Source organism: Quyinboa ferrireducens, assembly GCF_042436675.1.
Classification (GTDB): domain Bacteria; phylum Bacteroidota; class Bacteroidia; order Bacteroidales; family UBA5342; genus JBHJHP01.
The window spans coordinates 192543-205841 of sequence record NZ_JBHMVA010000004.1 but is presented as its reverse complement, the minus strand read 5'-3'; the positions used below and the strand labels follow the sequence as shown (position 1 = coordinate 205841).

Below are 13299 nucleotides of genomic sequence, written 5' to 3'. Positions count from 1 at the left end.
CGCAAATTCTTCCAATCAAACCAAAAAAGTAGTAACTTGCACCCATTCGGCATTTTTTAGCCCTGAATTGATAATCAGCATATTAAAACTCTTAATTATATGACAGAACCAAATAAGGAAAAACTTAAGGCATTGCAGCTTACCATGTCTAAAATTGAAAAAGACTTTGGGAAAGGCACAATTATGAAAATGGGAGAACAATCTGTAATGGACGTTCCCAGTATTTCATCAGGTTCTTTAAGTCTTGATATCGCACTTGGTGTAGGAGGATATCCCAAAGGAAGAATTGTGGAAATTTACGGACCTGAATCTTCCGGGAAAACAACCCTGGCCATTCATGCCATCGCAGAAGCGCAAAAAAAAGGGGGAATTGCAGCATTTATTGATGCGGAACATGCTTTTGACCGCTTTTATGCTGAAAAGCTTGGTGTAGACACTGATAACCTGTTAATCTCTCAACCGGATAACGGAGAACAGGCACTGGAAATTGCCGACCAGTTAATCCGTTCCTCTGCCATTGACATTATCGTTATTGACTCCGTTGCTGCACTTACACCAAAGGCTGAAATTGAAGGTGATATGGGTGACAGCAAAATGGGACTTCAGGCGAGGTTAATGTCACAGGCTTTGCGTAAACTTACTGCCAGCATAAATAAAACAAATACTGTTTGCGTTTTTATTAACCAGTTGCGCGAAAAAATCGGGGTAATGTTTGGAAACCCGGAAACAACAACCGGTGGTAATGCCCTGAAGTTTTATGCCTCCGTTCGCCTGGATATACGTCGCATTGGACAGATTAAAGATGGAGAGGAAGTTTCAGGCAACCACATTCGGGTCAAAGTTGTAAAAAATAAAGTAGCACCTCCATTCCGTAAGGCTGAATTCGATATGATGTACGGTGGTGGTATTTCAAAAACAGGTGAAGTACTTGATCTTGCCGTTGAAAAAGATATCATCAAAAAAAGTGGTTCATGGTTTAGTTACGGTGAAACCAAACTCGGACAGGGACGCGAGGCTGTTAAACAGGTTCTGGCTGATAATCCTGAGCTTTGCGATGAGCTGGAGGCAAAAATTCTTGAATTCATAAAGCAATAATGCTTTTGAAACTGTCTTATACCTACAAACGTTTGTTAAGTATATTGAATAATGCGAACTTTGTACCTGTAAGGCAGTTTCTGTATATATGAAAAACCTGATTAATCTTATACCCGTTTTGGTTTTGCTGCTGATGACAGGTTCTGTCTCAGCAAAAAAATATAACCTGGAATATCACTTTAAACCGGGTCAGAGTGTATTATACCATCTGGATCTGAAACAAAACAATACCTACATATTCCAGGGAATAGGAGAAAAGAACCGCATTCATCTCACCTTTGATCTGCACGTTGAAGTAGCAGATAAAACCAAAGAAGGAAATATCATTCTAAATATCAGTATTCCCATGATGGTATGTGATTTTTTTTCAGGTGAGCAGTCCATTTCAAGAATTAATACACGAGAAAATACAAAAGAAGCAGGCATGCTTCGAAGAATGATAAATCAGGATATGGTTGTTGAGATCTCAACCAAAGGCAAAGTGTCTGTAAAAAAAGGACTGGAGTCTTTTATTCAGGAAATGGATATTAGCCATTCGATGAAAGGAATTTTATTATATACATTTTCGAAACAGGGAATTACAGAACTTGCTCATTATCTGTTCCCTGAATATCCGGACATCAAACTACAGGCTAACGATGGCTGGCAAACAGCTTCCAGGTATTTTGGCTCAAAAAATCAAAAAATAACCACCAACTATGTACTAACCGAAGTGGGAGATGCACTTAAAATTAAAAGTGCTGACTACATAGAAAATCAAAAAACAACACTTAACTTATCCGGATCGGAATTTAAATTAAACCTGATGGGATCGTCGGATAGTTCCATTGAAATAGATTCAAAAACCGGATGGTTAAAAACAAACAAAGTAGAAATAAAACAAATATCAGAAGATAAATCAGTTGAACTGATCACTAACCTTAAAATCAGCAAATAAAATCCCATTTAATTTAAAAAGCAGATTTTATGGAACAAACAGATTTAACCATTTTATTTATAGCCATCGGAGGAGCTCTTCTGGGCTTGATTATTTCTTTTATTGTCAGAAAAAGATTATTCGTTATAGCGCGCAAAGCTAAAAATGACTACTGGGAGAATATTGTAAAGCTCATAAAAGACCCCGTACTCTTTTTAGGGTTTGTACTCGGTCTTTACGTTACGCAACCGGTTTGGAATGATTTGGATCTTCCGGTCAATCAGAAAAGAATCATGTTTTTTCTGTTCCTTTTTTCCATAAGCTGGCTTGTGATTAACAGCATTAAAGGAATAAAATATATTGTACTCACAAAATATGATATATCAACCAAAGACAACCTGAAAGCCCGTAAAATTCACACTCAGTTCAGGTATTTCGAAAACCTGATGATTTTTATTGTCATAGTTGTTGCTGTATCAGTCGCATTGATGAGCATCGACAAAATACGTGAATTTGGTTACAGCCTTCTGGCTTCAGCCGGTGTGGCCGGAATCATAATCGGATTTGCTGCACAACGATCCATATCACTTGTACTTGCTGGCTTTCAGATTGCTATAACGCAACCCATAAGACTGGATGACGTTGTCATAGTAGAAGGTGAATGGGGATGGATAGAAGAAATTACGATGACCTACGTTGTTGTAAGAATCTGGGACAAAAGACGTTTAATAGTCCCCATCAATTACTTCATTGAAAAACCATTTCAGAACTGGACCAGAAATGATGCAGACATACTTGGTACAGTATTCATGTATGTGGACTATGGTTTTCCGGTTGATAAGTTAAGGGATAAAATAGCAGAATTACTTAAGGAAACTGACAAATGGGATGGGAAGGTTAATGTATTACAGGTAACCGATGCAACCGAAAGGACAATGGAATTGAGAATTCTTGTCAGTGCTTCGGATTCACCTTCTGCATGGGATCTGCGCGTTTTCCTTCGCGAAAAAATTATTAACTTTATTGCTCAGGATTATCCTGATTTTCTCCCGAATTTCAAAATTGCAAATAAAAAAAGTTCAGATAGCGAAAAAAAATAAATTTGACTTATTTTTGAGGCAAATGTTTTTAAAATATGCTTAAATTAGTTGAACCTAAATTTTAGCTCCCTTAGTGTAATGAAAATAACCAAGCGAATATTACCTAAAGTTTTCCATCCTGAATTTTTTCAATCGCGTAAAAATCACAGGAAGTATTTTGAAAACTGGTTATTCAAGCTTGTTTCGGAAGATAGGAATTCCGTACTTGTTATCATTCCGGTTATGGAACTTGGTTCAAATCAAAGATGTTATGTTCAGTTTCTAAATGGAATTACAGGTGAAACCTGTGTGGCATATTATGACCTTTCTGAATTGATTACATCAAAATATGAAATGGACTTCAGTTTTGGAGAGAATTCATTTTCTGAAAAGGGTATTAAAATCAGAGTTGATCAAAAAGGATTAAAAGGCTCTGGCAATATTAGGTTTGGTGAGTTTAAGAAATATCCATCGAAAGGATTGAGACGAAACCTGATGGGATACTTCAGTTTTCTACCATTTCAACATATTTATTATGCGGTAATATCTATGCAGCATAAAATTAATGGATCCATTTCAATAAATGATCAAACACTTAATTTTGATAACGGAACCGGTTTTATTGAAAAAACATGGGGAAAGTATTATCCTGAGAGCTGGCTATATGTAGGGTGTAATACGTTTACCTTACCAGATACTTTTTTCCTTATGACAGCATCCACCATTAACCTTGTATTCACTAAGATGTTGTCTAATATTGGATATTTTTATCATAAAGGAGAACTGATAAATGTTAGTTTTTACACTAAAGCCAAATTTACAAAATTTGATCATCAGGGTAAAGTATTATTGTTTGAGATTACCAAAGAAAAACACCGAATTGAAATTTCATTAATACCAAGAAATAAAGGTAAAATTAAAATACCTTCTGCAACCGATAACAGATACGTTTCTGAAAGTGCAGACTCAACACTGCATTTGAACTACTTTGTTAACAATGAACTTATACTCTCTACCGAAGGAGAACATGCAGAATACGACTTTGTTGAATCACTTACTGAACTGATTACGCAAAAATTATAAATCACCTGAATTTATCCGTTTTTAAGACTTTCAGTGATTTAGGGTTTATCACAATTTCAACAGGACTATCCATTTCAACAGCTTCACCATCAATATGAAACTGATTAAAATCTGTATGAATCACAGCACGTTCAAGTCCCTGAATATATTCCACATATCGTGATTGCCGGAGAGAACCTAAAAAAACCTGAATTGCAAAATATGGAAACAGAATCTTGGGAAAAGGCCTGAATAACAGTAATTCGAATTTGCCATCGAACGGGCTGGCTTTAGGTGAAATGATGGCATTGTTCCCGTATTGTTTATTATTGGCAGCAGAAATAAGCAAATATTTTCCTGAACAGCTTTTTTGGTCAGTTATAATATCTGCATCAATTGATTTTAAAAAAGTAATGGTTTTAAGTGTAGAATAAAAATAACTCCAGAATCCTCTCCGCTTCATCCTGTGAAAAACATGAGCAATTCTTGAATCAAATCCAGTCCCTGTAACATTGACTGAAATTCTGCCGTTCACATCCAGGGAATCCACCTCTAAATACTCCCCTTTATGAATGGCTTTCAGGAGTTTCTTCAGACTTTTACTAAAACCAAACTCCCGTGCAAAACCATTTCCGGAACCATATGGCAGTACGGCAACAAGCTTATCACTTCCAATGGCTTCGCTGATCAGTTCATTAAACGTACCATCGCCCCCAACGGCAACAAAAAGGTCATATTTTGACTTATTCTCTTTAAAAATATTACGAATGTGACCGGGAAATTCTGTAATTATATAATCAATGTTGCTGTATGTCGTTTTCAAATCATGCAATACTTTCTTCTTCTTACTTATGCCTGCAACAGGATTAACAAGTAATAATGTTTTTAATTGGTCAGATTTTTCAAGCATACAGTTTACAATCACAGAATTACAAATGTATCTGAAAAAAAGAGCAAAAAAAAGTGTGATTTAATAAATCACACTTAAACTATAATAAATAAAATATCTATGTCGTTTGATTTTCTGTTGACTGTTGCTGTTTTAATGCCGCACTCTCAGCAGCAGTACCAATGAGCGTAAGCAATACAATGAATGCCACAATTACCAATACCCACATGGGCAAAGATACATACAGCAAAAACAGAAAGAATACCAGCATAATTCCAACCATGTACAAAGGTTCCCAGTATTTTTCCTTTTTGAAAACCCTTAAAAGAAATATAAACATCGCAAGGAGCGGAAATAAAAGCAGGACGGCACGCGCTATCTCGGTTGACATATTGTTCTGTCCCAGTGCTTCTGCCCGATTCTGAATACCTTTTAACGATGCCCGGTTCAGGGGCATATCTACAATTTCATATCCCAAATTGATTAGCGTTACCGGGTTAACATAATGATATTTAATACGCATGCGGCAAACCAGTTTTGTTTCACGCTTTCCCGAAGGCGTAAGCATCCACGTTACAGAAGCATCGGATGATTTACTAATCCCCTTCCAAACAATAAATGTATCTTTTTTAAAGTCCTGTATTTCCATCTCAAGGCCTGTTCTGACCCTAACAACATCACCAGTATCAAGTTTCTGATATGCAGGAATAATATTATAGGAACTTTGCTTGAATCCGTTATTAAACCAGTCCCAACCATACATACCGGCTTTCTTCTTGCCCATCTGCACCAGCCATGGATAAATCTCCCATGGTTTGGCTGCAATTGTAATAGTTCTGGTTGCAACATATGACGGTGAACTTACTAAAGAATCTCCAGGTAAGGCCATTTCAGCAATTTCATCAGAGGAACCCCAGGTTGATAAAAATGGTTGAATGGCAAATCTGAATATCAGCCCTATGAATATAAAAAAAAGTAAAACAACTAGAAATCGAATGGTTTTGGCTTTAAAATTCATAACACATCATTTACTTATATTGGATTATTTACAAAATGTAAATACTATGAATATAAAAGTAGGCTTTTTTAACAAATTTACATAATTTAAACTCTAAATATTTAAACACCTGAATATTGCTTTTCACGTACTATTCACGAGAAAATTTTCAGGTTAAATCTCAAAAACCGGTCATATTCTCATAGTATTTTCATCCTGTTATCATCATAAACAACATTCAAGTATAAACTTTGTTTTATAACGTCAACTGACATATTGTTATTGCTTGATAAATTTTATCATTTGATTTTCAGTTGATACCATATATATGTCAGGATCAAATTCACTAACATCTATAACGTTACCTTCCCAATAGATAGTCTTACGTAAATTTCCGTATATGTCAAAGATCTGAACTATTTTTCCCGGTTCAACATTTGATAACATAAAACACCTTAAAACCGGATTAGGTTGAACAGCCATTGCATTATTTTTGGGTAAAATTACGGATGTCTTTGTCGAGATAATAATTCCAACCTTCATTTTAACCGTTGTATAATTCAATGTATCTTCCGGTATAAAAAGTATATCTACTTCCTCCCCGGTACTGTCCGGTACATATTCCGGATCTGAAAATTTATACGATCCATTGGTTGTAGTCAATCCACCCAGTATTTGGGCACTTATCAAAGACTGACCTTCGGCTATGGGAGTTGTTTCAGGCAGTTCTGAGATCTCAGGTATGGCTTTTATTACTGTAAGTACACCATTTATATATTCCGGTTCATAATTTTGCGAAACGCCACTGCCAATAAATATATTATATGAACCAACATTGCAGTAATCTCCTGCATCTGTTGTAAGCTGAGGAGAATATTCAAATACAGGATTGGGATCACTTTCAATTTTCCCCAATACCGTATATGAAAAACTATCCGGCTCAGTTCCGTAAACTATAGTTGTATCCTCTGCCTTAGCGGTTATCACTGCCTTATTGATCGTGAGATTCCCACTTTCATAACGGAAATCATAGTTTTTATCTATGGCTCCGGTGACAGTTATTGGATAGACCCCTGCATCACTAAACAGACTTGCATCGGTGGTAATTTCAGGCTGTACGTCCAGTTCATAAACGGTATCTTTGGGAATAAAGCCAGAAATTGCATACTCTAATTCAGGAATATTGTCTCCATAAACAATCTGACTATTCTCAGCCGAAACGTTTAGAAGCCCCCTATCAACAGTTAATGTTGCATTATTATAATTTAGTTCATAATTCAAAGCACCACCACCTGTTATAGCAATTTCATACGTTCCGGCCTCCGGGATTAACTCTGCAGCAACATAACTTATTTCCGGAATACTATCTAATACTGTCGTATCCTCTCCATTTACAAATCCTGAAATAAGGTATTGAGCTTCAGGTAGTGAGTCACCATAAGTAATATGTTGATCAAGTGCCTCTATATCCAGTTCTGCTTTCTTAACGATTAACGTACCATTTATATGTTCAAATGTATAATTTTCAGCTTCGCCCCCACTTGTCGAAATGGTATAATTTCCTGCATCAGCCATATCCTGAGCATTTGAGTTTATTTGAGGCATACTAGTTAAAACCGATGTATCTTCATTACCGGCAAAGCCTGTTATTGTATAGGTTAGTGCCGGTAAAGAGTCGCCATAAGTAATTGTTTTGTCATCCGCTGATACCTTGAGGATAGCTTTATTAACAGTCAGTATCATTTTTTTATATGAAGACGGACTATAGTTATCATTTCCGGGTTGATAAACCCAAATAGTAGTTGATCCGATACCCGTAATATGCAATTTCTCTTCATCAGTAACTGTGGCAACATCGCTGTCAGAAGATGTATATATAACCGGGAGCCCTGAACTGGCAAATGCGCCGGGATCAAAGTCAGGTGCACCATATTCTTTCACAGGTATTTCCGGGAATACTACACTTTGGTACATTTTATTGGTCTGAAAAACCATTTCCTCACCATAAGCCGTTCCTTCTGAATTTGTGGCATAAGCCCGGATATAATATACAATACCAGGTTCCAGCGAATCCAGATGTGAGGTAAACTCTCCCGTTCCGCTTCCGTCTATTGTATAGGAATCATCCAACGTTGCACTCCCTGAAGTATTCCAACATACACCGAATGCTGATACGTTTGCCCCTCCGTCACAACCTACTGCTCCACCAAAGTCCGCAGAAGTAGTTGAAATATTCAGAACTTCCGTGGCTGAAATTACCGTAGGTATATCATTATCTCTTGCAATCGTAAAATAGCCACTTTTTACATCAATGTTGTTAAAAAATATCAGATTCCCTTCCATATTATCTGCTTCATCTATAATCATGAAAGTATCTTCCACCGATGATTTATACATTAATTTATAGTTGTTTACAGGAAGGCAGTCATAAAACAGTGCACCAGCTCCTGCATCAAAAATCTGAAATCTCAAGGAAGGGTGTTCATCATCATGATTTGTAATAATTTTCCATACCCTGTTAGCTTGAAGATCAACCCCATCATTTGTTCCAACTGTAATTATTCCTGTTCCTCCGTCATGACCAAATATATCAGCTTCCCGAATATCAAATTCATTATAATCAGTGATCCCAAGATTTAATCCACCTGATGGTTCAGAATATGTACCCTGACTAAATGCACTCCAAAGTGCACGGGTACTCTGCAATTCGTCATCCGAAAGAATAACAGGTACCGAACTGATGTCAGAAATGATATTCTGATACAATTCAAGATTATATCCGGTAACTGAATTTAAAATTTGGTTATTATCCAGATAAATATCAGGTTCATTAAACGGATAATACAAAACGAGATTTTGAATATAATCCGGTTTTATAGAATCTGTAACTTCCCGGTGCATCCAATTCCGAACATCAGAAGATGATAAACATTTATTCCATATTCGCACCTCATCAACTTCCCCATTAAAATTTTGCCCTGTTGCACCATTGACCATTGATTCACAACCAATTGAAAGCCATGTATCGGATAATGGCTTCGTCAATACAGATTTAAAATCAAAAACATATCCGCGTTGATAACCGTCCATATAAAACCTTAGGTAATTTCCGTCAAAAGTCATTGCAAAATGATGCCAACCTCCTGTCATTCCCAAAACAGGAAATGAAATGGTTTGCTGCACTCCATCAAGAAAAGCTTTAAGCATTACCGATGTGCTATTAACTGCAAACTCCCACCCTCCATTCTCGAAATTTGATAAAAGCACTTCCTGGCTTGATACCTGCCATGTTTCCTTAAATGTCCAGAATTCCACGGTTGCAACATTCGATTCTATATAAAATGCTCCTGGAGATATATAACCATTACCTGTGAAACAAACAGATTTATTAAGAGCTTTAGCGGTCACACTAAAAAGACCACACAAAGCCAGGTAACAAAGCACAATATAAAGTCTCTTCGACATTACTTAAATTTAACTCAAATTAAACCAATAACAAATATATATTAATTTATTATTAATATCAAGTTATTTAAAAGATAATTTCCGCCAGATAAAAAGATATTCAAAAATATTGTGTAATGAACATATGTTCATTATATTTGTAAAAAATTAAATGTATGTCCCGACCAAAAAGATTGCGAAAAATCAGTAACCCACCCCGCATAAAGGGGATGAATCCTTTTGGATACTACGGAGCGCTTAAAGATCCGGTTCAACTCTATCATGAAGAATATGAAGCCATAAGATTACTGGACTACGAAGGGATGAACCAGGAAGATGCAGCGAAATTAATGGACGTATCGCGACCAACATTAACAAGAATTTATGACAGCGCCCGTAAAAAAATTGCCATATCGTTCACAGAAGCCAGGCAAATACAGATTGAAGGTGGGCAGGCATATTTCGCTGACGACTGGTATGAATGCAGGAATTGTAACTCGCGTTTTAATCTGCCCCAGAAAGATCCTTCTGTTCCATGCCCTGTATGTATGACCACTGATGTTTCAAACCTTTCAATACAGACTTCATGAAAACAGCAATATCTGTCTCGGATAAATATAACAACAGGGTCAGTGATCACTTTGTGAGATGCCGGAAATTCATGATTATTGATGCCCGGAATAAAACCCGGGAAACGGTAACAAATCCGTATCACATGATTGTAGAAGATGCAGGCATTCAAGCCATTAATTACCTTAAAGGAATTGGTGTAACAAAATTAGTTGCAGGAGATTTTGGAGTTCATGTACAGGAAGAAGCCAGAAAACAAAATATTCAGTTGATTATAGTGGATACAAATAAAATAAAAATTGAAGCATTAAAATTCTAAAGTAAAGATGATGAAAATAGCAGTTCCAACAAGGGGAGAAAAAATAGACGATCACTTTGGACAGTGTAATTTTTTCTCTGTTTATGAGATTATTGATGGTAAAATAGAATCCAAAACTCAAATGGATTCTCCACAGGGATGTGGATGCAAATCGAACCTTACCCAGTTACTGAACGAGCAGGGCGTGACCAAAATGCTGGCGGGAAATATGGGGGACGGAGCCTTAAACAAACTAAAAAATGCTGGTATTGAAGTTATTCGCGGATGCAAAGGAAATCCTGACGAAGTTATGAAAGCCTACCTTGCCGGATTTTTAATTGATTCCGGAATTGGATGTGAAAGTCACCAACACCATCATGAACATGGACACAACCATGAACATAGTTGTAACCATTAAATAATTAAACTCCAACCCTATAATAAAATATGACCGGAGTAAATAACGGGGAAGCATAGGGCTTCTCCGTTTATTTTTTTAAAATAAAATATTCCTCCTCAATCCGCAACGCAGAGAAATTAAAGTTATCCCGTATATACTCCAGTGCTTTAGAAGAATAGAAAAAAACATGGGTGATATCATTTTTATACCACCATGAGTCAAAATCAATGTCCCTGGATAACAGGTTTGTTTTAAAATACAATTCTCCGCCTGATTTCATCATTTTACTTAATAACTCAAACTCCTTCGAGGGATTATGGAAGTGTTCAATAACCTCACAACAGACTAAATAATTGTATTTATTATCCAATAACTCAGGATTATTACGAAAAACAGGATCGTATGCTTCTACCGAAAACCCTTCATTTCTAAGAATCTGACTCAGAACCGGTTCTGGTCCCGAACCAAAATCCAACCCCTTCTCTTCAACCGTATGAAATCTCCTGACTGCATCAATAAGTGGCATAAGAAAATCCACATAACCTTTGTTTGCTATACTATTATTGTGCAAACTATACCGTTCCTTTTCAACTTCGGCGGAGGGAAGATTATCCGGATCAACCTGAACCGATTTACAGTTAACACACTGGTAAAAAACACGTTCCCTAAACGCAAAAGATTTCTCTGTATCTGAGTGGCACAATCTGCATTTCATAAATCTAAATAACTGCTAAAATAAGGCATCTCAGCCTAAAAATTATTTAAATAAGCGCTTATTGCCTGAAAGTAGTTAATTTAAGTTAAACCAAAAATATTAAGTTTCAATTTTTAATAATTTCGGTCGCATTTTGTTTAAAAAACCTTTAGATATTATGGACATTACTGTTGAAAATGTTACCAAGGTATATGGTAGCCAAAAAGCAGTTGACAACATCTCTTTTAAGGTTCACACAGGTGAAGTACTCGGTTTCCTTGGGCCAAACGGCGCAGGTAAAACAACCACAATGAAAGCTATCACCTGTTATCTCACACCGAACCAGGGTACTATTAAAGTTGGAGGGTATTCAGTAAATGAACAACCTGACGAAGTAAAAAGACGGATCGGCTATCTGCCTGAAAATAATCCGCTTTACCTCGAAATGGGCGTTATTGACTATCTGAAATTTGTTGCCGAACTGCAGGGAGTGGTAAAATCGGGTATCAATGACAGGGTCAGGGAAATGATCCGTGTATGTGGCCTGAGTCATGAAAAACACAAAAAAATCGGGGAACTGTCAAAAGGATACCGACAACGTGTTGGCCTGGCACAGGCACTTATTCACGATCCGGACGTATTAATTCTTGATGAACCAACCACAGGCCTTGATCCTAATCAGATTGTAGAGATCAGGGAATTAATTAAACAGATAGGAAAAGAAAAAACCGTAATTCTTAGCTCCCATATCCTGGCCGAAGTTGAAGCCACCTGCGACAGAATTCTGATTATTAACAATGGTAAAATTGTTGCCGATGGAACAGCAGAATCACTTAGAAAGCAGGCTCAGGGAAATGAAATCATAAAAGTTGCGATAGAAGAAGGTGATAAAAATGAGGTATTCAAGGCATTGAAAGAACTCTCTTCGGTTCAGGTATGCGATTTTATACCAGATAATGATCAGGCCTTCGAAGTTCAGAGTAAACCGGACATGTCTTCACGCAAAGCCATTTTCAATCTGTGTGTCCAAAAAGGTTGGATCCTGACCGAAATGACACCGATTGAAACAAAACTTGAAGACGTTTTCCGCGAAGTAACCATGAATTAGAAATTAAAAAACTATTTTGATATGAATAAAATATGGATCATTGCCAAAAGGGAATTGCGGTCGTTCTTCGATTCTCTCATGGCATATATAATGATCATACTATTTTTAGGTTTTACAGGCTTCTTCACCTGGATAAGTGGTTCAGATATCTTCTTCATCAATCAGGCCAGCTTGGGCGCATTTTTTAATATTGCCTATTGGTCGCTCTTCTTTTTTATACCCATGTTAACTATGCGGTTACTGGCGGAAGAGCAGAAAACAGGTACAATTGAGCTACTGTTAACCAAAGATGTTAGTGACTGGCAGGTTGTTGCCGGCAAATTTTTATCCACATTTTTGTTGATAGCCATCACATTGGCACTTACCATACCATATTATATTACTGTCGCCAATTTGGGACAAATTGACCATGGAGAAGTATGGAGCGGTTATCTTGGATTGTTGCTGATGTCCGCTGCATATATTAGCATCGGCATTTTTGCAAGTAGTTTAACAAATAACCAGATTGTGGCCATCCTGATTGCACTGGCCATCGGAATTCTGTTTCATATTATTTTTGGATTTCTCACCCGTGCGACATCCGGTATGACAGCTGAGATATTCAACTATCTGGATTTGAATACCCATTACGAATCCATAACAAGAGGAGTCATTGATAGCAAGGATATTATTTACTTCCTGACCTTAATATTTGGTGGTCTGGTAGCAGCAGAATCCATGTTGGCAAAACGAAGCACAAATTAAAAA

General features: G+C 36.9%; 13 protein-coding genes. 9 read left to right on the top strand and 4 right to left on the bottom strand.

The window, feature by feature from the left end; all coding sequences use genetic code 11:
- Positions 1-99 precede the first annotated feature (99 nt).
- The 4 genes from recA (at position 100) to ACE01N_RS08910 (ending at position 4173) form a co-directional block, all read left to right on the top strand.
- Complete coding sequence (recA, locus tag ACE01N_RS08925; protein WP_380587336.1) at positions 100-1095, top strand: recombinase RecA; 996 nt, start codon at positions 100-102, stop codon at positions 1093-1095.
- Positions 1096-1183: 88 nt separating this feature from the next.
- On the top strand, positions 1184-2032 hold the full coding sequence (locus ACE01N_RS08920; protein ID WP_380587329.1) for a DUF6263 family protein: 849 nt from the start codon (positions 1184-1186) through the stop codon (positions 2030-2032).
- A gap of 29 nt (positions 2033-2061) precedes the next feature.
- Positions 2062-3111, top strand: a complete 1050-nt coding sequence (locus tag ACE01N_RS08915; protein WP_380587320.1) for a mechanosensitive ion channel family protein — start codon at positions 2062-2064, stop codon at positions 3109-3111.
- Between the two features lie 78 nt (positions 3112-3189).
- The gene (locus ACE01N_RS08910) at positions 3190-4173 is read left to right on the top strand and encodes a tocopherol cyclase family protein (RefSeq protein WP_380587317.1); all 984 of its coding nucleotides are present in this window, start codon (positions 3190-3192) and stop codon (positions 4171-4173) included.
- Between the two features lies 1 nt (position 4174).
- On the opposite strand, the gene ACE01N_RS08905 is transcribed toward ACE01N_RS08910, so the two are convergent.
- The 3 genes from ACE01N_RS08905 to ACE01N_RS08895 all read right to left on the bottom strand — a co-directional run bounded on the left by ACE01N_RS08905 (position 4175) and on the right by ACE01N_RS08895 (position 9503).
- Positions 4175-5062, bottom strand: coding sequence for a diacylglycerol/lipid kinase family protein (locus ACE01N_RS08905; protein WP_380587314.1), 888 nt, complete (start codon positions 5060-5062; stop codon positions 4175-4177).
- A 97-nt stretch (positions 5063-5159) separates the two neighbouring features.
- Positions 5160-6059, bottom strand: coding sequence for a hypothetical protein (locus ACE01N_RS08900; RefSeq protein ID WP_380587311.1), 900 nt, complete (start codon positions 6057-6059; stop codon positions 5160-5162).
- A 258-nt stretch (positions 6060-6317) separates the two neighbouring features.
- Positions 6318-9503, bottom strand: coding sequence for an MBG domain-containing protein (locus ACE01N_RS08895; protein ID WP_380587308.1), 3186 nt, complete (start codon positions 9501-9503; stop codon positions 6318-6320).
- Between the two features lie 155 nt (positions 9504-9658).
- Here ACE01N_RS08895 and ACE01N_RS08890 point away from each other — a divergent pair, with 155 nt between their 5' ends.
- From ACE01N_RS08890 to ACE01N_RS08880, 3 genes are read left to right on the top strand one after another with little or no spacing between them, the layout of a single operon-like run.
- Positions 9659-10072, top strand: a complete 414-nt coding sequence (locus ACE01N_RS08890) for a DUF134 domain-containing protein (protein ID WP_380587304.1) — start codon at positions 9659-9661, stop codon at positions 10070-10072.
- Positions 10069-10371, top strand: coding sequence for a NifB/NifX family molybdenum-iron cluster-binding protein (locus ACE01N_RS08885; RefSeq protein ID WP_380587301.1), 303 nt, complete (start codon positions 10069-10071; stop codon positions 10369-10371). Before ACE01N_RS08890 ends, ACE01N_RS08885 begins: the two co-directional genes overlap by 4 nt.
- Positions 10372-10378: 7 nt before the next feature.
- Positions 10379-10768, top strand: coding sequence for a NifB/NifX family molybdenum-iron cluster-binding protein (locus tag ACE01N_RS08880; RefSeq protein ID WP_380587299.1), 390 nt, complete (start codon positions 10379-10381; stop codon positions 10766-10768).
- A 70-nt stretch (positions 10769-10838) separates the two neighbouring features.
- Here ACE01N_RS08880 and ACE01N_RS08875 read toward each other — a convergent pair whose 3' ends face one another.
- Positions 10839-11465, bottom strand: coding sequence for a class I SAM-dependent methyltransferase (locus tag ACE01N_RS08875; protein WP_380587296.1), 627 nt, complete (start codon positions 11463-11465; stop codon positions 10839-10841).
- Between the two features lie 157 nt (positions 11466-11622).
- Here ACE01N_RS08875 and ACE01N_RS08870 point away from each other — a divergent pair, with 157 nt between their 5' ends.
- Positions 11623-12552 (top strand): ATP-binding cassette domain-containing protein, encoded by a 930-nt coding sequence (locus ACE01N_RS08870; RefSeq protein WP_380587294.1) that lies wholly within the window; start codon positions 11623-11625, stop codon positions 12550-12552.
- Between the two features lie 21 nt (positions 12553-12573).
- The gene (locus tag ACE01N_RS08865; protein WP_375729112.1) at positions 12574-13296 is read left to right on the top strand and encodes an ABC transporter permease; all 723 of its coding nucleotides are present in this window, start codon (positions 12574-12576) and stop codon (positions 13294-13296) included.
- The last annotated feature ends 3 nt before the right edge of the window (positions 13297-13299 follow it).